Origin of the sequence: Streptomyces sp. NPDC050315 (genome assembly GCF_040655775.1) — a bacterium.
Classification (GTDB): Bacteria; Actinomycetota; Actinomycetes; order Streptomycetales; family Streptomycetaceae; genus Streptomyces.
Window position 1 is genome coordinate 706,073 of the sequence record NZ_JBFAKN010000003.1, and the last position, 23,660, is coordinate 729,732.

The 23,660-nt window shown below is 72.9% G+C and carries 23 protein-coding genes; 17 read left to right on the plus strand and 6 right to left on the minus strand.

Annotated features, from left to right (window positions below; all coding sequences use genetic code 11):
• Nucleotides 1-6: 6 nt before the first annotated feature.
• The 9 genes from AB0I82_RS14435 to hypE are packed head-to-tail and all read left to right on the plus strand — an operon-like array spanning nt 7 to nt 6,286.
• Nucleotides 7-582 (plus strand): NifU family protein, encoded by a 576-nt coding sequence (locus AB0I82_RS14435; protein WP_363257535.1) that lies wholly within the window; start codon nt 7-9, stop codon nt 580-582.
• Nucleotides 579-1,223 carry a DUF5947 family protein gene (locus tag AB0I82_RS14440; protein ID WP_363257536.1) on the plus strand — a complete coding sequence of 215 codons (645 nt, stop codon included), beginning with the start codon at nt 579-581 and terminating at the stop codon, nt 1,221-1,223. The genes AB0I82_RS14435 and AB0I82_RS14440 overlap by 4 nt, the downstream gene beginning before the upstream one ends.
• The gene (locus tag AB0I82_RS14445) at nt 1,216-1,845 is read left to right on the plus strand and encodes a DUF6084 family protein (RefSeq protein ID WP_363257537.1); all 630 of its coding nucleotides are present in this window, start codon (nt 1,216-1,218) and stop codon (nt 1,843-1,845) included. Before AB0I82_RS14440 ends, AB0I82_RS14445 begins: the two co-directional genes overlap by 8 nt.
• Nucleotides 1,839-3,032 (plus strand): hypothetical protein, encoded by a 1,194-nt coding sequence (locus tag AB0I82_RS14450; RefSeq protein ID WP_363257538.1) that lies wholly within the window; start codon nt 1,839-1,841, stop codon nt 3,030-3,032. The genes AB0I82_RS14445 and AB0I82_RS14450 overlap by 7 nt, the downstream gene beginning before the upstream one ends.
• Nucleotides 3,032-3,541: a hydrogenase maturation protease gene (locus tag AB0I82_RS14455; protein WP_363257742.1), complete on the plus strand. Its 510-nt coding sequence runs from the start codon at nt 3,032-3,034 to the stop codon at nt 3,539-3,541. Before AB0I82_RS14450 ends, AB0I82_RS14455 begins: the two co-directional genes overlap by 1 nt.
• Nucleotides 3,534-3,818 (plus strand): hydrogenase maturation nickel metallochaperone HypA, encoded by a 285-nt coding sequence (locus AB0I82_RS14460; protein WP_363257539.1) that lies wholly within the window; start codon nt 3,534-3,536, stop codon nt 3,816-3,818. Before AB0I82_RS14455 ends, AB0I82_RS14460 begins: the two co-directional genes overlap by 8 nt.
• On the plus strand, nt 3,784-4,083 hold the full coding sequence (locus tag AB0I82_RS14465) for a HypC/HybG/HupF family hydrogenase formation chaperone (protein WP_363257540.1): 300 nt from the start codon (nt 3,784-3,786) through the stop codon (nt 4,081-4,083). The genes AB0I82_RS14460 and AB0I82_RS14465 overlap by 35 nt, the downstream gene beginning before the upstream one ends.
• Nucleotides 4,083-5,210 carry a hydrogenase formation protein HypD gene (gene hypD / locus AB0I82_RS14470; RefSeq protein WP_363257541.1) on the plus strand — a complete coding sequence of 376 codons (1,128 nt, stop codon included), beginning with the start codon at nt 4,083-4,085 and terminating at the stop codon, nt 5,208-5,210. Before AB0I82_RS14465 ends, hypD begins: the two co-directional genes overlap by 1 nt.
• Nucleotides 5,207-6,286, plus strand: a complete 1,080-nt coding sequence (gene hypE, locus AB0I82_RS14475) for a hydrogenase expression/formation protein HypE (protein WP_363257542.1) — start codon at nt 5,207-5,209, stop codon at nt 6,284-6,286. The genes hypD and hypE overlap by 4 nt, the downstream gene beginning before the upstream one ends.
• A gap of 42 nt (nt 6,287-6,328) precedes the next feature.
• Here hypE and hypF read toward each other — a convergent pair whose 3' ends face one another.
• Nucleotides 6,329-8,638: a carbamoyltransferase HypF gene (hypF, locus tag AB0I82_RS14480; protein ID WP_363257543.1), complete on the minus strand. Its 2,310-nt coding sequence runs from the start codon at nt 8,636-8,638 to the stop codon at nt 6,329-6,331.
• A gap of 76 nt (nt 8,639-8,714) precedes the next feature.
• Nucleotides 8,715-9,527, minus strand: a complete 813-nt coding sequence (locus AB0I82_RS14485) for a DeoR/GlpR family DNA-binding transcription regulator (protein ID WP_363257544.1) — start codon at nt 9,525-9,527, stop codon at nt 8,715-8,717.
• Between the two features lie 291 nt (nt 9,528-9,818).
• On the opposite strand from AB0I82_RS14485, the gene AB0I82_RS14490 reads away from it, so the two are divergent.
• From AB0I82_RS14490 to AB0I82_RS14510, 5 genes are read left to right on the plus strand one after another with little or no spacing between them, the layout of a single operon-like run.
• A complete protein-coding gene (locus tag AB0I82_RS14490; protein ID WP_363257545.1) occupies nt 9,819-11,147 on the plus strand; it encodes an MFS transporter in 1,329 nt (442 codons plus the stop codon).
• A gap of 3 nt (nt 11,148-11,150) precedes the next feature.
• Entirely contained in the window at nt 11,151-12,653 is a 1,503-nt protein-coding gene (locus AB0I82_RS14495; RefSeq protein ID WP_363257546.1) for an FGGY-family carbohydrate kinase, read from the plus strand.
• Nucleotides 12,653-14,158 (plus strand): FGGY family carbohydrate kinase, encoded by a 1,506-nt coding sequence (locus AB0I82_RS14500; protein ID WP_363257547.1) that lies wholly within the window; start codon nt 12,653-12,655, stop codon nt 14,156-14,158. Before AB0I82_RS14495 ends, AB0I82_RS14500 begins: the two co-directional genes overlap by 1 nt.
• Complete coding sequence (locus AB0I82_RS14505; protein WP_363257548.1) at nt 14,155-14,781, plus strand: histidine phosphatase family protein; 627 nt, start codon at nt 14,155-14,157, stop codon at nt 14,779-14,781. The genes AB0I82_RS14500 and AB0I82_RS14505 overlap by 4 nt, the downstream gene beginning before the upstream one ends.
• A gap of 28 nt (nt 14,782-14,809) precedes the next feature.
• Complete coding sequence (locus AB0I82_RS14510) at nt 14,810-15,850, plus strand: 2-hydroxyacid dehydrogenase (protein WP_363257549.1); 1,041 nt, start codon at nt 14,810-14,812, stop codon at nt 15,848-15,850.
• Nucleotides 15,851-15,862: 12 nt separating this feature from the next.
• On the opposite strand, the gene AB0I82_RS14515 is transcribed toward AB0I82_RS14510, so the two are convergent.
• Genes AB0I82_RS14515 through AB0I82_RS14525 form a run of 3 tightly spaced genes read right to left on the minus strand, consistent with a single transcriptional unit; the run spans nt 15,863 to nt 18,383 of the window.
• The gene (locus AB0I82_RS14515) at nt 15,863-16,387 is read right to left on the minus strand and encodes a lasso peptide biosynthesis B2 protein (protein WP_363257550.1); all 525 of its coding nucleotides are present in this window, start codon (nt 16,385-16,387) and stop codon (nt 15,863-15,865) included.
• Entirely contained in the window at nt 16,384-16,659 is a 276-nt protein-coding gene (locus AB0I82_RS14520; RefSeq protein ID WP_363257551.1) for a PqqD family protein, read from the minus strand. Before AB0I82_RS14520 ends, AB0I82_RS14515 begins: the two co-directional genes overlap by 4 nt.
• Nucleotides 16,650-18,383 carry an asparagine synthase-related protein gene (locus AB0I82_RS14525; protein ID WP_363257552.1) on the minus strand — a complete coding sequence of 578 codons (1,734 nt, stop codon included), beginning with the start codon at nt 18,381-18,383 and terminating at the stop codon, nt 16,650-16,652. The genes AB0I82_RS14520 and AB0I82_RS14525 overlap by 10 nt, the downstream gene beginning before the upstream one ends.
• 320 nt (nt 18,384-18,703) lie before the next feature.
• On the opposite strand from AB0I82_RS14525, the gene AB0I82_RS14530 reads away from it, so the two are divergent.
• Nucleotides 18,704-19,678: an ATP-binding cassette domain-containing protein gene (locus AB0I82_RS14530; protein ID WP_363257743.1), complete on the plus strand. Its 975-nt coding sequence runs from the start codon at nt 18,704-18,706 to the stop codon at nt 19,676-19,678.
• Nucleotides 19,675-20,505, plus strand: a complete 831-nt coding sequence (locus AB0I82_RS14535) for an ABC transporter permease (protein ID WP_363257553.1) — start codon at nt 19,675-19,677, stop codon at nt 20,503-20,505. The genes AB0I82_RS14530 and AB0I82_RS14535 overlap by 4 nt, the downstream gene beginning before the upstream one ends.
• A gap of 69 nt (nt 20,506-20,574) precedes the next feature.
• On the opposite strand, the gene AB0I82_RS14540 is transcribed toward AB0I82_RS14535, so the two are convergent.
• Nucleotides 20,575-20,901, minus strand: coding sequence for a chaplin (locus AB0I82_RS14540; RefSeq protein ID WP_363257744.1), 327 nt, complete (start codon nt 20,899-20,901; stop codon nt 20,575-20,577).
• Between the two features lie 438 nt (nt 20,902-21,339).
• On the opposite strand from AB0I82_RS14540, the gene AB0I82_RS14545 reads away from it, so the two are divergent.
• The gene (locus tag AB0I82_RS14545; protein ID WP_363257745.1) at nt 21,340-23,616 is read left to right on the plus strand and encodes a glycosyltransferase family 2 protein; all 2,277 of its coding nucleotides are present in this window, start codon (nt 21,340-21,342) and stop codon (nt 23,614-23,616) included.
• The last annotated feature ends 44 nt before the right edge of the window (nt 23,617-23,660 follow it).

A 23,660-nucleotide genomic window follows, 5' to 3' on the forward strand; every position in this document is an offset into this window, starting at 1 on the left:
GTGCCCGTGTCCGACGAGGAAGCCGCCATGGACGAGCTACGACAGGCCGAGGCCCGCGTGGAGCAGCTGATCGCCCAGCTCTCCACCGCACCGCGGGTGGGCGAACAGGCCGAGGAACTGGTGCGGTTGCTGATGCGACTGTACGGCGAGGGCCTGGCCCGCGCCGTTGCGCTGCTGCCCGCGGAAGCGGTGCGGACGCTGGCCGCCGACGACCTCCTCGGCAGCCTGCTGATCCTGCACGATCTGCATCCGCGCAGCACGGCGGAGCGGGTGGCCGAGGCGCTGGAGCAGCTGCGGCCCTTCCTCGGCAGTCACACCGACGGCATCGAACTGGCCGGCATCGACGCTTCCGGGCGGGCCACGGTCCGGCTGCACGGCGGGTGCGGTGGGTGCGCGTCCGGGACCGTCGAGCAGGCCGTCGAGCGCGCCGTCCGGGCCGTCGCGCCCGAGGTCACCGGCGTACGAATCGAGCAACTCCCGCCGGAGCGGCCCCTGTTGCAGATCGGCTCGCGCCCGCCGGTCGAGGTTCCCGCCGCGCCGGCCGACGTGCCCGCCGCGCCGATCCCCGGAGCGCGCCTGTGACGGCCGGCGCCGGCCTGCGCCGGTTCCGTGAGCCCGCGCCCGCCGCGCACGGGCAGCGCGCCGGGCCGCGCTGCGAACTGTGTGCCACCGACCTGGAGCGCGGCCACGGGCACGTCGTGGACCTCGACGGCCGCGGCCTGCTGTGCGCGTGCCGGGCCTGCCGTACGGTGCTGACCCGCCCAGGCGCGGCCGGTGGCCGCTACCGCGGGGTGCCCGACCGTCATCTGTACCTGCGCGACGCCGCGCTCACCGCGGCCGACTGGGAAGCGCTGCGGCTGCCGGTCAGCGTGGTCTTCTGCTTCCGCAACTCCCGGCTGGGCCGCCCTGTGGTCTGTTATCCGAGTCCCGGCGGCGCCACGGAGTCCCTGCTGCCGGACGGTGCCTGGCGGCAACTCATGGCCGCCCACCCGGACCTCGCCGACCTGGCCGACGACGTGGAAGCGCTCCTGCTGCGCCGTACCGGCGACGGCGTCGCCTGCCACCTCGTCCCCATCGACACGTGTTACGACCTGGTCGGGCGGGTGCGGCTGCACTGGCGGGGCTTCGACGGTGGCGCCGACGTGCACCGTGAGCTGGATGCCTTGTTCGCGCGGCTGCGCGCCCGTTCGGTCCCCGACGAGGAGGACGACACCGATGGCTGACCTTGCCTTCGACTGCCTCGGGGTCCGCCCGGAACCGTACGCCGCAGCGCCGTCCCTCGTCTTCCGGCTGCGGATCACCACACGCACCGGCGAGGACGTACGGGCCGTCGCGCTCCGCTGCCAGTTGCGTATCCAGCCGTCCCTGCGGTCGTACAGCGACCGGGAAGCACGCCGGCTGACCGGCCTTTTCGGCGACCGGCACCGCTGGGCCACAACGCAGCAGCCGCTGCAATTGGCCACGGTGACCGCGATGGTGCCGGCGTTCGCCGGGACCACGGAGATCGACGTGCCGGTACCCGTCTCGTACGACCTGGAGGTGGCGTGCGGGCAGTACTTTCACGCGCTGGAGGACGGCGAGGTACCGCTGTTGCTGCTGTTCAGCGGCACGGTCTTCACGGCGGGCGGGATCGGGATGGTGCCGTGGGAGCGGGAGTGCGCGGCAGTGCTGCCGTCGGCCGTGTGGCGCGCGCTGATGGATCTGTACTTTCCGGGCTGCGGGTGGCTGCGGCTGCGCCGGGAGACCCTGGACGCGCTGCTGGCCTTCAAGCACGACCGGCAGCTGACGACGTGGGAGGAGACGGTCGGGGCGCTGCTCGGCCGGGCCGGGGAGGGGCCGTGCTGAGCGGCGGCACTGCCTGTCCCGAGCCGCCCGGCTTCGCGCGGGCTCGCGCGGTGGCCGACGCCGTGCTCTTCGAGGGGTACGTCCTCTACCCGTACCGGGCGTCCGCGCCCAAGAACCGGCTGCGTTGGCAGTTCGGCGTGCTGGCTCCGCAGGGCTCGGACCCGTCGGAGACCTCGTACGCGGAGAGCGATTCGCTGGTCGAGGTGCGGCCGGGCGCCGCGGCGTCGCTCACCGTACGGCTGCGCTTCCTCCAGGTACGGCGGCGGTACGCCCGCGCACCCGGCGAGCTGCCGTGGGACGAGGGCGTGGTGCAGGAGGTCGAGGTGCACGCGGAGCTCGCTCCCGGTACGCGCGTCACGCATCCCTTCGAGGTGCCCGGCGGGGAGGGCGAGGGGCGGCGCCGGTGGCCGCTCCGCGGGGAGTTGCGGATCACGGCGGAGCCGGAGCCCGGGCCGTACGGCCTGCTCCGGGTGCGGGTGCGGACCGAGAACCGCACGACGGGCGGCTCCCCGGACCGTACGGAGATGCTGTGCGGCGCGCTCATCGGCACGCACACACTGCTCGCCGTCGGCGGCGGCCGGTTCCTGTCGCCGGTCGAGCCGCCCGAGTGGGCCGCCGGGGCCGTCGCCCGGTGCGAGAACGCATACACCTGGCCGTCCCTCATCGACGACAGCACTCTGCTCTGTGCCCCGGTCATCCTTGGCGACCGGCCGCGGATCGCGCCGGAGAGCCCCGCCGACTTCCACGACGGCACGGAGATCGACGAGTTGCTGACGCTGCGCACGATGACGCTCACCGAGGACGAGAAGCGCGAGGCGCGCGCCACCGACCCGCGCGCGGCGGCGATCGTCGACCATGCCGAGCGTGTCACCCCTGACGTGCTGGAGCGGCTGCACGGCACGGTGCGGCGCACTCCCCCGGCCGAGGCCGCTGACCTGGTGCCGGTGACCGGCGGCCGGGCAGGGCGAGGTTCGCGGGTACGGCTGCGTCCGGGCGGCCGTCGCGCCGACGCGCAGGACATGTTCCTGGCGGGGCGCACCGCGCGGGTGGCGGTCGTCCTGCGGGACGTGGACGGCAGTACGCACCTGGCCGTGACGCTCGACGACGACCCCGGTGCCGACCTGCGCGCAGAGGTCGGCCGCTACCACTACTTCGCGCCGGACGAGGTGGAACTGCTGTGCCAGTGATGGTCGCGGGCGTGGGCAATGTCTTCCTCGGCGACGACGGATTCGGCGTCGCAGTGGCCGGGCGGCTGGCCGGGGCCGCACTGCCCGGCGGCGCGCGGGCCCGCGATTACGGCATCCGCGGGGTGCATCTCGCGCACGAGCTGATGAACGGCTACGACGGGCTGGTCCTGATCGACGCAGTACAACGCGGCGGGCCGCCGGGGACGGTGTACGTCCTGGAGCCCGCGGAGCCGGACGACGACGCGGCGGGGCCCGCGCTGGACGCGCACGACATGACGCCCGGGACCGTGCTCGCGCTGCTCCGCCGGTTCGGCGTGCGGCTCCCGTGGGTGACCGTGGTCGGCTGCGAACCGGCCGACGTGCGCGAGGGGATGGGGCTGAGCCCGCCGGTACTGGGCGCGGTCGACGAGGCCGTGCGCCTGGTGCGCGAGCTGCTGGCGGAACGCCTGGGCGGCGACGGCCGCCACGGCGGTAACGGAGAAGGAACGGAGGACGGGCGCCATGCATGAGATCGGACTGTGCGAAGGAATCCTGGAGGCGGTGGAGGCCCGGGCGCGGGGGCGTCGGGTCACGGGCGTGACCGTACGGATCGGTGAGCAGCACGCCGTGGTCGGACCCGCGCTGGCGCAGTCCTTCGCGCTGGTCGCGGCGGGCACGGTCGCCGACGGCGCGACCGTCGAGCTGATCACCGTGCCCGGGGACGAATTCACCCTGCTCTCCCTCCGGGTCGCCGACGAGGAGGGTGCCGGAGGTGAGGGGGACGATGTGCCTCGGGATTCCCGGTGAGGTCGTGGAAATGGTCGCGGACCAGCCGGATCTGGCGCGGGTGAGCGTCGGCGGCGTGCGACGGGCCGTCAATATCGCGCTGATGGAAGGGGAAGCGGTGGCGCCCGGCGACTGGATTCTGATCCACGTCGGGTTCGCGCTGTCCCGGATCGACGAGGCCGAGGCGCGGGCCGCCATGGAATTCCTCGAAGGCATCGGCCAGGCGTACGAGGACGAGATCGACGCACTACGGGAATCGGCGGACGACGGACCGGGAGGCGGCTGATGCGATACGTCGACGAGTACCGCGACGCGGACAAGGCGCGGGCGCTCGCCGCCCGGATCGCCGGGCTCTGCGCGCCGGGCCGCTCGTACACCTTCATGGAGGTGTGCGGCGGTCATACGCACACCATCTACAAGCACGGCATCGAGGACCATCTGCCGGAGAACGTCACGCTGGTGCACGGCCCCGGCTGTCCGGTCTGCGTGATCCCGATGGGCCGGGTGGACGATGCGCTGCACCTCGCCCGGCAGCCGGACACGATCATGACGTCGTTCGGGGACATGATGCGGGTGCCCGGCGGCAGCCGGTCGTTCCTGGATGCCAAGGCCGAGGGCGCCGACATCCGCATGGTGTACTCGCCGCTCGACGCGCTGCGGATCGCCCGGCAGCACCGGGACAAGCGGGTGGTCTTCATGGCCATCGGCTTCGAGACGACAGCCCCGTCGACCGCCGTGACGGTGCAACGCGCGGCGGCCGAGAAGCTCGACAACTTCTCGGTGTTCTGCAACCACGTCACGATCATCCCCGCGGTGAAGGCCATCCTGGACTCCCCCGACCTGCGGCTCGACGGCTTCCTCGGCCCGGGTCATGTCTCGACGGTGATCGGTTGCCGTCCGTACGAGTTCATCGCGCGGGACTACGGCAAGCCCCTGGTCGTCGCCGGTTTCGAGCCGCTGGACATTCTCCAGTCGATTCACCTGCTGCTGCGTCAGCTGGAGGAGGGGCGGTGCGCGGTGGAGAACCAGTACGCGCGGGTCGTCCCCTGGGACGGCAATTTCAAGGCGCTGCGGGCGCTGAGCGAGGTCATGGAGCTGCGGCCGTCCTTCGAGTGGCGCGGCCTCGGCGCCATCCCGTACTCGGCGCTGCGCATCCGGGAGGCGTACGCGGCGTACGACGCGGAGCGGGTCTTCGACGTGCCGGGGGTGCGGGTCGCCGATCCCACGTCATGCCAGTGCGGCGAGGTGCTCAAGGGTGTGCTCAAGCCCTGGCAGTGCAAGGTCTTCGGCACCGCCTGCACGCCCGAGACGCCGATCGGGACCTGCATGGTCTCCTCGGAGGGGGCGTGCGCCGCGTACTACCACTTCGGCCGGTTCACCCGGTCCGCCGTACGGGAGGCGACCCGGTCATGACCACCGAGCGGGAGGAGGAGGTGCTGCGGCGAATCGACCGGGCGCGCCGCCGCAAGGCCCGGGTCCGGGACGAGCGCATCACACTCGCGCACGGCGCGGGCGGCAAGGCCACGCACACGCTCATCGAGGCGGTGTTCCTGGAAGCGTTCGACAATCCGCTGCTGGCGCCGCTGGAGGACCAGGCGGTGTGCCCGGCGGGCGGCGCGCGGCTGGCCTTCACCACGGACTCCTACGTCGTCTCGCCGCTCTTCTTCCCTGGGGGCGACATCGGGGACCTCGCGGTGAACGGGACCGTCAACGACCTGGCGATGTGCGGGGCGCGGCCGCTGTACCTCTCGGCCGGCTTCATCCTGGAGGAGGGCTTCCCGGTCGCCGACCTGACCCGCGTCGCCGGGTCCATGGCGCGGGCAGCCGAAGTGGCGGGCGTGCGGATCGTCACGGGCGACACCAAGGTCGTGGAGCGCGGCAAGGCGGACGGGGTGTATGTGAACACCGCGGGGGTGGGCGTCGTGGAACACGGCTTCACCCTGGGGGCCGGAAGGGCGCGGCCCGGCGACGCGGTTCTGGTTTCCGGGCCGATCGGCGACCACGGCACGACCATCATGCTGGCCCGTGGCGAGCTGGGCATCGAGAGCGACCTCGCCTCGGACACCGCCCCGCTCGCCGCGCCGGTGGCGGCGCTGCTGGCGGCGTGCGGGGACGGCGTACGGTGCCTGCGCGATGCCACGCGGGGCGGCGTGGCGACCGTACTGAACGAGATCGCGCGGGCCTCGGACGTGGCGGTGGTGCTGGACGAGTCCGCCGTACCGGTGCGGGACGAAGTACGGGGCGCGGCAGAGCTGTTGGGGATTGATCCGCTCTACATCGCCTGCGAGGGGCGGATGGTCGTGGTGGTGGACGGGGCGTACGCCGAGTCGGCGCTGGGGGCGCTGCGGGGCCATCCGTCGGGCGAGCGGGCGGCGGTCGTCGGCCGGGTGGTGGCCGAGCCCGCGTCCCTGGTCCTGGTGAAGACCGAGTTCGGTGGTACCCGGATCCTGGATGTACTGATCGGGGACCCACTGCCGCGGATCTGCTGAGGGCTGAGGGCTGCGGGCTGCGGATCTGCTGGAGGCTGCCGGTCAGTCCAGCTCTCCGGCGGCGTCCCTGGCCGCCGCGATGGCCGCCTGGCCGAGGCTGATGCCGCCGTCGTTGCACGGCACGCGGCGGTGGGTGAGGACGCGGAAACCGGCGCGCTCCAGGGCCGGCACGGTGCGGTCCAGCAGGAAGCCGTTCTGGAAGACGCCGCCGGAGAGGGCGACGGTGGTGAGTGCGGTGGCGTCGCGCAGCCGCCCGCAGACGTCCACGATCAGGCGCGCCACGCCGTTGTGAAACCGGGCCGCAACGGTCGCGGGAGAGGTGCCCGCGCGCACGTCGTCGGCCACCGCGCGCACCAGGTCCGCGCCGTGCACCCGGCAGGCGTCGTCGATGCGTACGGAATAGCCGTCGGTGACCGCCGGGTCGGCGCACCGCTCCAGCTCGATCGCCGCCTGCCCTTCGTAGCGCACGGTGTCGCGGACCGAGAGGACGGCGGCGACGGCATCGAAGAGCCGGCCGGCGCTGGAGGTGAGCGGGGAGTTGACGCCGGAGGTGGCCAATGCCCGTACGTGGTCCCAGCGTTCACCGTGTCTGTGGCGCACGGCGAGACCGTCGTTTCCGGTCGCGTCCAGGTACACCGCCGCCATTCGCCACGGCTCCCGGACCGCCGCCGTGCCACCGGGGAGTGGTACCGGCACGAGGTGCCCGGCCCGGCGGAAGCCGCACAGATCGGCGACGAGGAACTCACCGCCCCACAGCGTGCCGTCGGAGCCCCACCCCAGCCCGTCGAAGGCCACTCCGATGACCGGTCCGCATTCCTGATGTTCCGTCATACATGAGGCCAGGTGCGCATGGTGGTGCTGGATGCCGACAAGGCGCGCTTCCGTGGCGTCGGCGCGATCGTGCACGTACTTGGTGGAGAGGTATTCGGGGTGCAAGTCGTACGCGATCAGCGCGGGTTCCAGGGCGTACAGCCGCGTGAAGTGGGCGATCCCGTCGGTGTACGCGGCCAGCGTCTCGTAGTTCTCCAGGTCGCCGAGGTGCGGGGAGAGGACCGCGGTCCGGCCCCGGGCCAGGCAGAAGGTGCTCTTCAGCTCCGCGCCACAGGCCAGTACCGGACGGGCGGCGGGCACGGGCAGTGGCAGCGGTGCCGGGGCGTAGCCGCGTGCCCGCCGCACCGGGACGGTACGGCCGGAGTGGACGCGGATGACGGAATCGTCGGCGCGCCGGTGGATGGGCCGGTCGTGGGTGAGGAAGGCGTCGGCGAGGGTGCCGAGCCGCGCGAAGGCCTCGTCGTCGCGGTAGGCGAGTGGTTCGTCGGCGAGGTTTCCGCTGGTGAGGACGGCGGGGGCGGCGAGTTCCGCGGCGAGGAGGTGGTGCAGTGGGGTGTAGGGCAGCAGCAGGCCGAGTTCACGGCAGCCCGGGGCGACGGCTGCCGCGATGGTCGGTGCAGCGGGGCCCGGCGGGGGCATCCGGCGAGCGGCCAGGACGATGGGGCAGTGCGGTCCGGTGAGCAACTCCCTTGCGGTATCGTCCAGTTGACACAGCCGCTCGGCCGTCACCAGGTCGGGGACGAGCACCGCGAACGGCTTGTCCGCGCGGTGCTTGCGGGCCCGCAGCGCTGCGGCGGCCGGCTCGCACCCGGCGTGCACGGCGAGGTGGTAGCCGCCCAGCCCCTTGATCGCGAGGATCCGCCCGGCGCGCAGCAGCCCGGCCGCCGCGGCGACCGGCTCGCCCGGCACCGGCGTACCGGCCGCGTCGACCAGCCGGAGCGCCGGGCCGCAGTCGGGGCAGCACAACGGCTGGGCGTGGAAGCGCCGGTCGGCCGGATCGGTGTACTCGGCGGCGCACGCGGCACACATCGGGAAGCCGGCCATCGTCGTGCGGGCCCGGTCGTAGGGCAGGTCGCGGGTGATGGTGTACCGCGGGCCGCAGTTGGTGCAGTTGATGAAGGGGTAGCGGTGCCGCCGGTCGGCCGGGTCGTGGAGTTCGCGCAGGCAGTCTGCGCAGGTGGCGATGTCCGGGGCGACGGGGGTGCGTTGCGCGCGCCCGGGTGTGTCCGTCGCGCGGTGGCTGGCCGCGATGACGAAGCGGGGGTCCGCCTCGCCGGCGGGCGGCAGCGGCCGCGCGGTGATCCGCTCGATGACGGCCAGCGGTGGCGGCCGGCTCTCCAGTAGCTCCCGGAAGCGCGCCACGGCGTCCGCCGGGCCCTCGACCTCGATGAGTACTCCGGCGGGGTCGTTGGCGACCAGCCCGCTCAGCGCGAGCCGGGAGGCCGTCGCGTGCACGAAGGGCCGGAAGCCGACGCCCTGCACGGTCCCTTCGACGCGGAGCCCTACGCGTACGGTGTTCACCCCGGTCATGGTGGCGGGCGGTGCCCGCGTGCCGGACGCGATTGCGGGAAGTACGCCACCGTCGCCGCCCCGCGTGTTAGGCGCCGACCGTGATCACCTGCACCCCGAGATCCCGGAGGCGGCGCAGTTCGGCGACGGGCAGCGCGTCGTCGACGAGGACGGTGTCGAAGTCGGTGAGCGGGGCGAGCGCGTACACGCCCCTGCGGGCGAACTTGGTGTGGTCCACCAGCAGCACCCGGCGCGCGGCCCGGTCCATCAGCGCCCGTTTGACCTGCACCGTCTCCTGCGACTGGTGGTAGCAGGTGTCGCCGGTGACGGCCGTGGTGGACATGAAGAGGATGTCCGCGCGGAAGGAGCGGACCGCCTCGGCGGTGTGCGGGCCGAGGAACGCGTCGTAGGCCGGGTAGTACGAGCCGCCGAGGGCCAGCAGGCTGATGCCGGGCTCGCCCGCCAGCAGCTTGATGACCGGCAGGAAGTTGCTGATGACGGTGAGCGGGCCGCGTTCGGTGAGGTGCTGGGCCAGCGCGAGGCAGGTGGTGGATTCGTCGATCATGACGGTCTGGCCGGGGGTGAGCAGCCGGAGCGCGGCGCGGGCGAGCCGCCGCTTCGTGGCGTTCATGGCGGCCATGCGCTCGCTGAGGTCGCCGTGGAAGAGCAGTGAGGGGAGGGAGGAGGCACCGCCACGGACCTTGCGCAGCCAGCCCTGCGCCTGGAGGACGTCCATGTCGCGGTGGATGGTCATGATGCTGACCGCGTACTGCTCGGCGAGCGCGGCGGTACGGACGAATCCCTCGGCGGCGACCTGCTCGCGGATGCGCTGCCGCCGTGCGTTCTGGATGTCCTCGCGTCTCGCGCTGTCGCCGCCCGGCGCGCCGCCGTCCTCGGTCACTGCGGGAACCTCTCGTTAACTTCACGCGGATTTCACACGGCGGGACTGCTTCGGCGTCCCAGGTCAGCGGGGAAATGCCGAGCTCACGCCGCGTTGCCGCCATGTTAAGCCCGGGGTAGCGGGGTCCGCCGCCAGCGGTTTTCACGCGGCGGCCCGACCGGCCCGCGAGAGGTCGGCCGACGGGCGTTGACCGCCCGTTCGCGGCCCGCGTTGCATCGGTGCCACAGGGGTCGTGCGCCGCGCCGGTCAGGGGCGCGGACGGGCCCGTACCAGTGGAAGAGGTGCCTTGGGGTGGCAAGTAACGCACTGAGACCGACCGGGCCGGCGCGCTCGGAGCGGCGCGGCTGGACCGATCGGCTCGGCATTCCCCGCGAGCTCGCCTGGGGATTCGTCGGGGTCCTCGTGTTCATGATCGGTGACGGTGTCGAGTCCGGGTATCTCTCGCCGTACCTCGTGCAGGAGGGCCTGTCCGCGCAGCGGGTGGCGATGCTGTTCACCGTCTACGGCGTCACCGCGTCCGTCGCCGCGTGGCTCTCCGGCGCGCTGTCGGACCTGTGGGGTCCGCGCCGGGTGATGATGGCGGGGTTCGGTGCCTGGGTCGGCTTCCAGGTGCTCATGCTGGCGATCGCGGTGCCCTCGATGAACTATCCGCTGCTGCTCCTCAGCTACGGCCTGCGCGGCATCGGCTACCCGCTCTTCGCGTTCGGCTTCCTGGTGTGGATCGCGGCGACGGCGCCGGAGAAGCGGCTCGGCACGGCCGTCGGGTGGTTCTGGTTCGCCTTCACCGGCGGGCTGCCGACGCTGGGCTCGCTCACGGCGAGCTTCCTCATCCCGCAGATCGGCGCGTACGCCACGCTGTGGTTCTCGCTCGGCCTGGTCGTCCTCGGCGGCCTGATCGCGCTGCTGCTGGTCCGCGAGCGGACCGGCTTCCGGCGGCTGGCCCCGGCCGGTGAACGCCCGCTGGCCACGCTCTTCGGGAGCCTGGCGCTGCTCGGCCGCAATCCACGGATCGGTGCCGGTGCCGTCGTCCGCCTGATCAATACGGCGCCGGAGTTCGGCTTCCTGGTCTGCCTGCCCGCGTTCTTCACACAGACGGTCGGGCTGAGCCTGTCGCAGTGGCTGCGCCTGCTGTCCGTGATGTTCGCGGTCAACATCGTCTTCAATCTCGTCTTCGGTGTGCTCGGCGACCGAATCGGCTGGCGGCGCACGGTCGCCTGGTGCGGCGGCGTCGGCTGTACGGTCACCTCGCTGCTGCTGTACTACGTGCCGACGCTGCTCGGCGGGGAGTACGCGCTGTGCCTGCTGGTGGCGGGGCTGTTCGGCGCCACGCTGGCCGGGTACGTGCCGCTCTCCGCGCTGATGCCCTCGCTCGCCCCGGCGCACAAGGGCCAGGCGATGGCGGCGCTGAACCTCGGCGCCGGGGCCAGCACGTTCGTCGGTCCCGCGCTCGTCGCGGTCTTCCTCGGGCCGCTCGGCGTACAGGGCGTCATCTGGATCTTCGCCGGGCTGTACGCGCTGAGCGGGGTACTGGCCCTGTACCTGCGTACCCCCGCCGAACGTGCCGCACGGGCCACCGCCCCCGCCGCCCCGGCCGCCGTCGGCGCCTCCGAAGGAGCGTGACCCGTGTCCGTACTCTCCATCGACGTCGGCACCTCGCTGATCAAGTCCGTGGTCTACGACGACCAGGGCCATGAGGTCGCCGTCGCCCGGCGCGCCACCATCGTCGACCGGCCCCACCCGGGCTGGGCCGAGCAGGACATGGACGCGGTGTGGGACGCGGTGGTGCACACCGTGCGGGCCGTGCTGGCGGAGGTACGCGAGCAGGGCGCCGACCCGGTGTGGCTGGTCACCTTCACCGCGCAGGGCGACGGCTGCTGGCTGGTGGACGAGCGCGGGCGGCCCACCGGCCCGGCCGTCCTGTGGTCCGACGGACGGGCCGCCGACACGGTCACCGAATGGGGCCGTACCGGCGTGCTGGAGGAGGCGTTCCGGCGCAATGGCTCGCTGACCTTCGCTGGCTTGCCGAACGCGCTCCTCACCTGGTTCGCGCAGCACGACCCCGAGCGGCTGGCCCGCTCCGACGCCGCGCTCACCGCCGCCGGTTGGCTCTTCCTCCGGCTCACCGGCGAGCGGGCGATCGACGAGTCGGACGCCTCGGCGCCCTTCCTCGACCACGCCACCGGCGCGTACGACCAACAGGTCATCGACCTCTTCGGGCTGCGCGGGGCCGAGCGGCTGCTGCCCGAGGTCGTCGGCGACGACCGGCGCATCGCGGAGATCACCGGCGCGGCCGCCGCCGAACTCGGCGTCCCTGCCGGGCTGCCCGTGGTCATGGCCCCGTACGACATCGCCGCCACCGCGCGCGGCATCGGCGTGGTCAACCCCGGCCAGGCGTGCGCGATCCTCGGCACCACGCTGTGCGCCGAGGTCGTCCGCACCGCCGTCGACACCACCGGCGAACCGAGCGGCATCCACATCGCCTACCGCGGCCGGGAGCGCGTGCTGCGCGCCTTCCCCACGCTCTCCGGTACCGAGGTACTGAACTGGACCGCCGGCGTCCTCGGCCTCTCCGGCGCGGCGGAGCTGGCCACCGAGGCGTTCCGCTCCGAGCCCGGCGCGCACGGCCTCGCCTTCCTCCCGTACCTCTCCCCCGCCGGCGAACGCGCCCCGTTCCTCGACCCGCGCGCCCGCGGCACCTTCTGGGGCCTGAGCCTGGAGCACACCCGGGCGGACATCGCGCGCGCCGTCCTCGACGGGCTCTCGCTGACCCTGCGGGACGCGCTCACCGCCTCCCGTACGGAGGTCAGCGAGCTGCGGCTGTGCGGCGGCGGGGCGCGGAGCGACGCGTGGTGCGGGCTGATCGCGGATGTCACGGGCGTGCCCACCACCCGCTCCACCGACACCGAACTCGGCGCGAAGGGCGCATTCCTCACCGGTCTCGTCCTCACCGGCGCCGAGTCGAGCATGCACCGCGCCGCCGACAAGTACGTCCACATGGGCCCCGCCTGGGAGCCCGACCCGGAACGCGCGGCGCTCTACACCGACCGGTATGCCGCCTTCCTCTCCTGGCGCGCGCTGGCCCGCGAGGCCGGCTGGCAGCCGACCGCTCCTAAGGAGGAGACCTGATGTCCCGCCACCCCGACCCCGTACGGCTCGGCCTCGACCTGGGCACCCAGAGCGCCCGCGCCGTCGCCGTGGACGCCGGCGGCCGGGTGCTCGCCGCCGCCTCCCGGCCGCTGCACAGCAGCCGTACCGGCGCGCGCCACGAGCAGGACCCCGAGGAGTGGTGGCACGCGCTCGCCGCGGCCTGCCGCGAAGCCCTCGCGGGGATCGATCCGGGGCGGGTGACCGCGCTCGCCATCGATGGCACGTCCGGCACGATCCTGCTCGCGGGCCCGGACGGCACCCCGCTCACGCCCGGCCTGATGTACGACGACGGGCGGGCCGCTGAGCAGGCCGTACGGGTCAACGAAGTCGGCGCCGCGGTCTGGGAGGAGCTGGGCTACCGCACCATGCAGCCCTCGTGGGCGCTGCCGAAGCTGGTGTGGCTGCTGGAGCACTCGGCGGCCGCCACGGCGCCCGGCACCCGGCTGCTGCACCAGGTCGACCTGGTCACCTGGCGGCTGGCGGGCCGTCAGGTCGCGAGCGACGCCAGCCACGCCCTCAAGACGGGCTACCACCTGCTCGCGGAGGGCTGGCCGGAGAAGGAGCTCGCCGCGCTCGGCGTGCCCGGTGTGCTGCTGCCGGAGGTGGTACGCCCCGGCACCGTGCTCGGTACGGTGTGCGCCGACGCGGCGCGCGCCACCGGCATCCCCGAGGGCGTGGAGATCGTCGCGGGCATGACGGACGGCTGCGCCGCGCAGATCGGGGCGGGTGCGCTCGCCCCCGGCGCGTGGAACTCCGTACTCGGCACCACGCTCGTCCTCAAGGGCACCAGCTCGCGCCTGGTCCGCGACCCCGGCGGCCTCGTCTACTGCCACCGCGGCCCCGGCGACACCTGGCTGCCCGGCGCCGCGTCCAGCAGCGGCGCGGGCGCCCTCACCCGCGAGTTCCCGGGCGCCGACCTGGCGCAGCTCACCGAACGGGCCGTCAAAAGCAGTCGGTCGGCGGGACGGGGGCACGACCCCGTCGCGTACCCCCTCGCCGGTACCGGCGGCGAGCGGTTCCCCTTCCGGGCCCCGGACGCCCGCCCCTTCCTGCTGGGCGATCCGGCGGACGAGGCGGAGCGCTTCCACGCCCATCTGCTCGGCGTCGCCTGCCTCGAACGGCTCTGTTTCGACTACCTCGACCACCTCGGCGCCCCCGTCGACGGCCCGCTCACCCTCACCGGCGGCGGCACCCGCAACGCGTACTGGAACCAGCTGCGCGCCGATGTCCTCGGCCGGACCGTCACCCTGCCCGAACAGGCCGAGGGCGCCCTCGGCATGGCCGTGCTCGCGGCCACCGCCGACGGGACCCCGCTCACCGAGGCCGCCACCGCGATGGTCCGCGTCCGTACCGAACACCACCCCGACCCCGAGCGCACCGCCCGCTTCCTCCCCGCCTACGTGGCATTCGTGGACGCGCTGAACGACCACGGTTGGCCGGCCCCCGATGTGGCCGAGCACGCCGTCAGAAAGGCCCAGCAGTGACCGACTTCCTTCTGGTACGCCATGGCGAGACCGTCTGGCACGCGGAGAACCGCTACGCCGGGCGCACCGATGTCGCCCTCACGGAGCGGGGCCACGCGCAGGCCGCGGAGCTCGCGGCGTGGGCCGCCGGGGCCGGCATCGACGCGGTGGTCTGCTCCCCGCTCTCCCGGGCCCGGCTCACCGCCGAGCCGGCCGCACGCGCCCTCGGCGTCGCTCCGCGCGTCGACGAACGTCTCCTGGAGGTCGACTTCGGGCGCGGTGACGGGCTCACCCGTACCGAGATGCGCGAGGTGTTCCCCGAACGGCTCGACGCGTTCCTCCGCGACCCCGTCACCCACCACCTCCCCGGCGGCGAGGACCCCGAGCAGGCCGCGGCGCGGGCCACCGCCTGCCTCACCGACCTGGCCCGGGAGCTGCCCGACGGCCGCGTCCTGGTGGTCGCCCACTCCACGCTCGTCCGCCTGCTGCTCTGCCGCGCGCTCGGCATCCCCCTCGGTACGTACCGCACGGTCTTCCCCGCGCTGGAGAACGGCGCCCTCACCGAGCTGCGCCTCAAGGGCGGCCGGGCGTCCCTGCTCCGGCTGAACGCGCCCTGTGTCGTGTCCCCCTCCGCCGCCCACTGATCCGCACCCCGCACACACGGAGAACCGCATGTCCACCACCGTCCTGGCCGCAGGCGACCACTTCGTCCTGCCCCGCCTGCTCACCGAACAGGTCGACGCCGCGACCGGCGGCGCCGCCGAGGTCCGCGAACTGCTGCTGCCCTGGCCGCACACCCCGTTCGGCCCGGTCGCCGAGGTGCGGGAGGCGTCCGGCTCCGAGGACGAGATGATCGAGGCGCTGCAGGGCGCTCGCGTCTGCGTCACCCAACTGGCCCCGCTCACCGAGCGCATCCTCGCCAACTGCCCGGATCTGGAGCTCTTCTGCGCCAGCCGCGGCGGCCCGGTCAACGCCAACCTGGACGCGGCCACCCGGCACGGCGTCGCCGTCTGCTACGCGCCCGGCCGCAACGCCGTCGCCACCGCCGAGCACACCCTGGCACTGATCCTCGCCGCGGCGCGCGGCCTCGGCGATGTCCACACCGACCTGCGGCGCGGTGTGTGGCGCGGCGACTACTTCGACTACGACAACTGCGGCATCGAGATCGAGGGCGCCACCGTCGGCCTGGTCGGCTTCGGCGCCGTCGGCAGCCGGGTCGCCAAGGTACTGCTCGCGCTGGGCGCGACGGTGCTGGTCCACGACCCGTACGCCGATCCCGAGCGGCTCGCGGGCATCGCCGAGCAGGTGTCCCTGGAGGAGCTGCTCACCCGCTCCCGCATCGTCTCGCTGCACGCGCGGGTCACCGAGGAGACCACCGGCATGATCGGCCGGAAGCAGCTCGACCTGCTGCCCGAGGGGTCCGTACTGGTCAACTGCGCCCGCGGCGCCCTGATGGACTACGACGCGGCGTGCGATGCGCTCGCCACCGGCCGGCTCGCCGCCGCCGGCTTCGATGTCTTCCCCGAGGAGCCGGTCCCGGACGGCTCGCCCCTGCTGACCGCCCCCGGCGTCGTCCTCACCCCGCACATCGCGGGCGGCAGCCAGGGCGTCGCCCACAAGGCGGCCCGCATCGTGGCGGGCGAGGTGGGCCGCTTCCTGCGCGGCGAGCCGCTGGCCCACTGCGCCAACCCGGAGGTCCTGCGGCAGCGCTGATGATGAAGGGGGTCACGGCAGGGCGGCGGACCGGACCCGTTGGAGTACGGTGTAGCCGCTCTGCACGCCTGGAATGTCGTTGAGCACCTCGCCGTGCAGTTCGGTCCAGGAATGGAAGGCGAATCGCGCGCCGATCGACGACCGCTGCCGGGCGATGACCGTCTCGGCCGGGAGGCCGAGCGCCGTCAGGTAGACGGCCAGCGCGAACGACCGGGCCAGGCACAGCGCGTCCGGTTCGGCCAGCCGTACGACGAGCTGGCAGCGCGGCAGTTCACGGCGGGCGACGCGGACCGCCGCGTCGTCCGGGAGGCCGCGGTGCGCGCGCGGGGCCGCCCGCGCGTCCCGCAGGCAGGACTGGGCGGCGCCCCAGCCCGCCCGCCGCAGGGTCCGCAGCGCCCGTACGGTGTGCACGGCGGCGGTCAGCCTCGCCCGCCGGGACGTACGGGGTACGGTCCCGGCCGCATCGGCGCCCCACAGCAGAAAGGCCCAGTCCCCGGTCGTGGCGGCCCGGTTCGTCACGAGGCCGTGGTCGGTCACGAGGCCGTCCCCGTGGGCTCGATGAGGCGGCTCTCCGCCAGTTGGGCGGAGAGCGACCTGATGCCCTCGTGCAGTTCGCTCTCCTCGGCGTCGATGCCCTCCGCGAGATGGCGGACGGCTTCGTCGGCCGTTTCGAAGCGGAGGGCGGCCTGGAGCATGAGGGTGGCGGTGGGGTTGAGTTCGAAGTAGACGCCCTCGGTGGTGTCCATGAGGACGCCCGTACCGTCGGCGGGGTCGAAGACGGTCTGTTCGGCAAGGCGGATCAGCGGCATCGGAGGTCCCCTGTCGGCTCGGTCCGGTGTGCCAGGTCGCGCAGGAACAGCTCGACCATGGCGGTGCACAGCAGGCTTTCGGCGTTGAGGCGCAGCGCGCGGGGGTCGGCGAGGACGGCCGCGAGGCGCCCCGGGTCGACGACGCCCATGGCGGTCAGCCGTGCGTCGTGGCCGTCCAGCACCCGGGCGAGGGCGTCCGGGTGGCGCAGGCACCAGTTCTCGTCCGGCGAGCCGAGCCAGTCCCGCCCGTAGTGGCGCCAGACGCAGTCCGGGACGCGGCGGGCGGCTGCCAGCCGCAGTACGGGTTTGTCGATGGTGCGCCCGGCATACGGGATGACCCGGTAGGCGTTCGGCAGCCGGGCCCCCAGCCGGCGTGGCTGCCTGCCGCCCCAGGGCTTGGCGCAGTGCAGGCCGTGCGGCCGCCAGATCGTGAGGTTGAGGGTGTGCTCCTGCGCTGCCGAGTCCGGGTCGTACGTCTCGTAAGAGGCGCCGGGGACGGGGACGAGGAAGTCGCCGGCGCGCTCGGTCTCGGCGGTCCCTTCGGGGTCCTCGTAGAGGGAGCGGCCGGGGCGGAGGCTGCGGAGGATCCGGCTCAGCTCCCAGCGGGAGCTGAGCAGCCCGTTGGCCATGGCGGCGCGTTCGCGCCAGGGCGCGTCCGCGACGGCGACGTCGTACAGCCCGTACCGCAGCGGGCCGAAGACGATGTCCCCGTCCACGCCGGAGAGCACCGTGCGCACCCCGTCCGCCGCGATCCGGCGGGCCGTCAGCTCCACGCGGCGGAACCAGACGTGGTTGAACGGCAGCGGGAAGTCCCGCCCTTCGGGGAAGTAGGACTCGTCGTCGCCCGGTGGATCCACCATCACCAGCGGGACCGACAGGTGCCGGCAGACCTCACGGGCCCGGGGCGATTCGTCGGCGAGGGGGTCGTTGCTGCGCATGTGGTATGCGACGACGTCGGCCCCCTGGTCGGTGAGCGCGGCGAGCACGGTGGCGGAGTCGACGCCCCCGGAGAGCAGGACGCCGATGCGGCCGGCGGACGCATAGCGCCGGGTCTCGGCGAGCAGCGATTCGTAGGCGAGGTCGGCGTACTGACGCAGCGTGGTACGGCGCGGCACTGGCAGCGGGGCGATCCGCTCGAAGGTCTCGGTACGCGCCGACCAGCCGTCCAGGACGGCGAGCCGGCCGGGGAGCAGCCGCTCGATGCCCGGGTAGACGAAGACGTCCTCGCCCCGGCAGGCGCGCCACAGTGTCTCCCGGTCGAACTCCGGAGGTCCGTCGAGCAGGTCGCGCGGGTCGCTCGACCACTGCGTCCGCCCGCCCGCCGCGCGGAAGAACAACTGCTCGGCGCTGCACGCCCCGCGGAAGAGGACGACCCGCTGTGCCGTCGCGACGGCACCGGAGACTTCCGCGGGCAGCTCCCGCAGTACGGCATGGTGGCCGCGCGCCACCTCCCGGACCAGCCGCTCCGCGCGGCCCGCGGCGAGCGGCTCGCCCAACGGGCCCGCCATCAGGAGGAAGACGCCGGGAAGAGGTTCCTGTACGCGGGGCTGCGCGGGGCGCGTCCCGGTGGGAATCCATTGGCGGACATGGCTGCCCCGTGGGCGGTCCGCGGAACGGGCGTCGAAGGGCACACAGTCGTGCTCAATCGTGCGAGCGCCCGTGGCGATCCGTCCGGAGCAGCCGGGGAATTCGAGGAAATCCTGTGCGACGACGGGTCCGGCCACCAGCACACCACCTCATGGGCCGGAGGCGGAGCAGGTACGCTCCGCCTCCGTTCAGCGGATGGTCAGGCGATGTTGCCGTGACCGACGAGGTCGGGAGTTCCCCGGCGCAGCTGTCCAGTCAGCTTTTCGACCCGTCCCATACGGACGACCGTCGGTGGGGTGTACGGCTGGCGCATCGTCGTCACCTTCCTTCTGCTGTCGTGTTGACACCCGTAGGGCAGAATGCCCCATATAGGGTGATTTTCCCCTGTGTCCATGCTGAGGGGTGGAACGTGCCGCGTCAAAAGGAAGCGACCGGCGGTGCCGGGGGTCGGGCCGGCATCGCCGAGCGCTACGCAATCTATGCCCATGGCTTGACTAAGCGTTACCCCGGCGCCGAGGCGGTACGCGGGGTCGACCTGGACGTGCGCCCCGGGGAGACCTTCGCCTTCCTCGGCCCCAACGGTGCCGGAAAGACCACCACCATCGCGATGCTGTGCGCCCTGGCCCGACCCACCTCCGGACACGCCGTGGTGGCCGGGGCCGACGTCCGCACCCAGCCGCAGCAGGTACGGAGCGGAGTCGGCCTGCTGTTCCAGCAGAGCGCGGTCGACCCGGACCTGACCCTGGAACGCAACCTCTACCTGCACGCCCGCCTCTACGGCCTTCCCCGCGCGCGCTCCCGGGCACGCAGCGCCACGCTCCTGGAGCTGACGGGGCTGACCGAGCGCCGCCGGCACCGCGTGCGCACGCTCTCCGGCGGGCTGCGCCGCCGCCTGGAGATCGCCCGCGCCCTGCTCCACGAACCGGGCGTGCTCTTCCTCGACGAGCCCACCGTGGGCCTCGATCCGCACTCCCGGGCCCAGGTCTGGGACCACCTGGCACGGCTCCGCGCCGACCGGCGCACCACCGTCTTCGTCACCACCCACTACCTGGACGAGGCCGAACACTGCGACCGCATCGCCATCCTCGACCGCGGCCGCGTCGTCGCCGAGGGCACGCCGGCGGCCCTGAAGGCCGCGATCGGCGACGACCGGCTGCGCGTACGGACCGCCGACGACGCCGCGGCGGCAGCCGCCCTGCGCCAGGACCTCGGCCTGCGGCCGGTCACCGGGCCCGAGGGACTGACCGTCGCCGTGGCGGCGGGCCCGCGGCAGATCCCCCGGCTGTGCGCCGCGCTCGCCGCCCGCGGCGTCCCCGTACACGCCGTCTCCCTCACGGAACCCACCTTGGACGACGTCTTCTTCCACCACACCGGGCGGCGCATCGCCCCTCCCGACGCCCCCCTGACGCAGAGTGACGGGAGCCGGCCGTGACGGCCGGTGCCCTGGATCCGCCGGGCACCCTGCTGCGTGAACTGCGCGCCGTGCACGCCCTGGTCCTCCGCGACCTGCTGCGCATGCTCGGCCAGCCCGTGCAGACGGTCGTGATGCTGGTGCAGCCGCTGCTGTTCCTGGTGCTCCTCGGCGGCGGCCTGGCCGCGCTGGTCCCCTCGACGGCCGTCGGCGGCGACTACCGCACGTACCTCTTTCCCGGCGTCCTGGTGATGACGGTGCAAACGCCCGCGGTGACCGTGGGAATTCGGCTCATCACCGATCGGGAGAGCGGCTACCTCCGCGAGACCCTGATGGCGCCCGTACGCCGCTCCAGCCTGCTGTACGGGAGTTGTCTGGGGGGCACCGCGGTGGCCACCGCGCAGGGCGCGGTCCTGCTCGCCGCGTCGGGCGCCGTCGGACTGCCGTACCGCCCCCTGCTGCTGCTCTCACTGCTGGCCACCATGGCGCTGGCCGCTTTCGTCATCACCGCGTTGACGGCGGCGCTCGCGATCGGCATCCGTACCGTCGAGGCCTTCCACACCCTGCTCGGGCTGGCCCTGATGCCGCTGCTGTTCCTCTCCGGGGCCTTCTTCCCGCTGACCGCCCTGCCCGGCTGGCTCAGTCAGCTGACCGCCGTCAACCCGCTGGCCTACGCCGTCGACGTACTGCGCCGCAGCATCGAGCGGTACGTGCCCGGCGGCGTCGCCTCCTCCGGCGTCCGCTGGGCGGACTGGCAGCCCCCGGCCGTCCTCGAACTCCTCGTGCTGGCCCTGCTGGGCGTGGGCGGGCTGGCGTGGGCCGCCCGCCGCTTCGGCCGGCTGGAGTGAGCGGCCGGCCCGTCCCGTCCGGTGCCGGGCTGGGAACACCGGACGGGAGCGGGCGCGGGCGGGCCGGTCTCAGCGCCCGTTGTTGTTGTGGTGGTGGTTGTTGTTGTGGTGGTGGTTGCCGTTCTGCTGGCCGGTGTTGCCGTTGACGCAGGTGTTACCGAAGGCCGGGTTCAGCAAGCCGACGATGTTGACGGTGTTGCCGCAGGCGTTGATCGGGATGCTGATCGGCACCTGGATCACGTTGCCCGACACCACGCCGGGGGAATTCGACGCCGCCCCGGCGGCACCCGCGCCGCCGCCGTTTCCGCCGTTGTGGGCGGAAGCGGTCGTCGCCCCACCGAGGACGGCGGTGGCCGCGAGGGCCGTGAGAGCGGTGAGCTTCGCCATTCGTGACATGCAACTGGCCTTTCGTAAAGCGCGTGGGAGGCGGCCGTACTGCCGTCCCCCTTCCCCCTCTTGATCGGGCTGAACGGGCCCAAAGTTGCGGAGATCGAAGTTTTTCACCTGATCGGGCGCATAGAAATTCAGAATCTCGGCCCGCGCGACCGACAGTCCTGCCGCCATTCGGGCGCCCTATGGGAACGGCCAACTCTCCGGCATACAGAAGGTTTGTTAGCTTAGCGTTTTAGTGGCCCGTTCGACCTATTAGCTCCATATGTGACGAGGGGTAGCGTGGCGTTCTCGCGGAAAACTGCCATGGATCAGCACGGTGGCCACCCGTCGGTAGCGGTCACCAGTCGCTCAGCGGAAGGGGAGGATGCAAAAAGCGAGACTTTCTCCCCCGTTGACGACGCGCCGCCCGTCCCTCGTTACGACTACGAGAAATTCAGCCGACTGGCCGGTCCGCTCACCGAGCCGCACCCCACGGATTACCGGGTGCAGTACCGAAGCCTGCTGGGCGGCGGTGCGCACCGGGTGTGGACGGCCCTGCTGCTGATCTTGGCGCCGCTCGCCTCGCTGGCACTGCTCATTTGGCTCCTGCAGCCCCCGCACTGGGTGGACCGCGAGGGCGTGGCGGGCTGGGAGACGGCCGCCGACCTGGTCATGCTCGTCTCCATCGGCCTGCTGGAGACCTTCCGCGTCCTCAACGTCATCTCCATCGCGCACGCCACGCTCGTCGCCCGGGACCCCGTGCCGGTCACTCCCGCGCCCGGCACCCGGGTGGCGTTCCTGACCACCTTCGTCCCCGGCAAGGAGCCCGAGGAGATGGTCCGGGCCACGCTGGAGGGCGCCACCGCGCTCCGGCACGACGGCCCGCTCGACGTATGGCTGCTGGACGAGGGAAACACCCCCGAGATGCGGCGGCTGTGCGAGGAACTGGGCGTGCGGCACTTCTCCCGTAAAGGCGAGGAGAAATGGAACCAGCCGTCCGGGCCGTTCCGCGCCAAAACCAAGCACGGCAACTACAACTCCTGGCTGGACGCGCACGGTGACGCGTACGAATTCATGGCGGGCGTCGACACCGACCATGTGCCGCTGCCCGCGTACCTCGAACGCATGATGGGCTTCTTCCGGGACCCCGATGTGGCCTTCGTCGTCGGGCCCCAGGTCTACGGGAATGACGACAGCGCGGTCGCCCGGGCGTCGGAGAGCCAGCAATTCCTCTTCCACGCGCTGATCCAGCGGGCGGGGAACGCCTATGGCTCGCCCATGTTCGTCGGCACCAACAACTGCGTCCGGATCAGCGCGCTGCGGCAGGCCGGCGGTTTCTACGACTCCATCACCGAGGACATGGCCACCGGGCTGGAGATCCACCGCCGGCGCAATCCCGACACCGGCCGGCCCTGGCGTTCGGTCTACACCCCCGACGTCCTGGCCGTCGGCGAGGGGCCGGCCACCTGGAGCGACTTCTTCAACCAGCAGCTGCGCTGGAGCCGCGGCACCTATGAAACGCTCTTCCGCCAGTTCGGGCGGGCGGTCTTCCGCGTCACTCCCGGCCAGGCGCTGAATTACGGGCTGATGGTGACCTACTACCCGATCTCCGCGGTCAACTGGGTGATCGGCGCCCTCTCCTGCGCGCTGTTCCTCTGTCTCGGCTCCTCCGGCGTGCAGGTCGAGTCGCAGATGTGGATGATGCTGTACAGCGACGCCGCGGCCCTGCAGATCGGGCTGTACATGTGGAACCGGCGGCACAACGTCAGTCCGCACGAGCCGGAGGGCTCCTCGGGCGTCGCCGGCATGGCGATGTCCGCGATGTCCGCGCCGCTGTACGCCCGCTCCCTGACGGGCGCGGTGCTGCGCCGGAAGGCCGGCTTCATCGTCACGTCGAAGGGCGACGCGGCAGACCCGGACCGGCTGCGCACCTTCACCACCCATCTGCTGTGGGCCGGGCTGTTCGCCACGACGCTGATCGCCTCGGTGTTCCTGAACAACACCCACGCGGCCATGCGGACCTGGGCCTCGATCGCGCTGATCGTCTCCCTCGCCCCGCTGGCCATCTGGCGCTGGTCCGCGACCCACGAGCGACGCCGCGCGAAATGCCCGGCCCAGCGCGAGCAACCGGAACAGCCGGACAAGCCGGACCAGCCGGTGCAACGGGAACAGCCGGAAGTGCCGGAGCAGCCCACCGACCCCACGGCGCGCTCCTCCGAGGAATTCCGGCGGCTGCTGCAGCACGCCCTCGACACGAAGGCCCCGTTCTCCTGGGTCACCGCCGACGCCGGGTACGGGCGGGACAGGCCGCTCCGTGACTGGATGGAGGAGTCCCGCATCCCGTACGTGCTGCCCGTCCGGGCCCACGACACGGTGCACACGGCCGACGGGGCCGACGCACGCGTGGACGCGCTGGTCACCACCCTGCCCGTGCAGGCGTGGAAGAACGTGGCGGGCGGGGCCGACGCGCAGCACGACCGGGACTGCGCCTGGGCGCGCGTCACCGTCCGCCCGCCCCGGCAGGACGGGTTCGGGCGCTGGGTGCTGGCCCGGCGGACCGGCGGCGACCCGCACGGGATCGCGTACTACATCTGCTGCGGGCCCTCGGCCGCACGGCTGAAGGACCTGGTCAAGGTGGCTTCGAGCCGGTGGGCGGTGGAGGAGTACCTGCAGAGCCCCGATACCGGCAGCGGGCTGCTGTGCGCCGCGGAAGCCGACCAGCAGCACCCACCGGCCTGACCGGTCCCCGGCCCGCCCTCGTCCCACCGTCAGGAGGCTCGCAC

Bases quoted from the DNA above. Each gene is read 5' to 3' on its own strand.
- AB0I82_RS14455 (WP_363257742.1), top strand. From the start codon at position 3,032: ATGGTCGCGGGCGTGGGCAATGTCTTCCTCGGCGACGACGGATTCGGC.
- AB0I82_RS14500 (WP_363257547.1), top strand. From the start codon at position 12,653: ATGTCCCGCCACCCCGACCCCGTACGGCTCGGCCTCGACCTGGGCACC.
- hypE (WP_363257542.1), top strand. From the start codon at position 5,207: ATGACCACCGAGCGGGAGGAGGAGGTGCTGCGGCGAATCGACCGGGCG.
- AB0I82_RS14460 (WP_363257539.1), top strand. From the start codon at position 3,534: ATGCATGAGATCGGACTGTGCGAAGGAATCCTGGAGGCGGTGGAGGCC.
- AB0I82_RS14510 (WP_363257549.1), top strand. From the start codon at position 14,810: ATGTCCACCACCGTCCTGGCCGCAGGCGACCACTTCGTCCTGCCCCGC.
- AB0I82_RS14520 (WP_363257551.1), bottom strand. From the start codon at position 16,659: ATGCCGCTGATCCGCCTTGCCGAACAGACCGTCTTCGACCCCGCCGAC.
- AB0I82_RS14540 (WP_363257744.1), bottom strand. From the start codon at position 20,901: ATGTCACGAATGGCGAAGCTCACCGCTCTCACGGCCCTCGCGGCCACC.
- AB0I82_RS14445 (WP_363257537.1), top strand. From the start codon at position 1,216: ATGGCTGACCTTGCCTTCGACTGCCTCGGGGTCCGCCCGGAACCGTAC.
- hypD (WP_363257541.1), top strand. From the start codon at position 4,083: ATGCGATACGTCGACGAGTACCGCGACGCGGACAAGGCGCGGGCGCTC.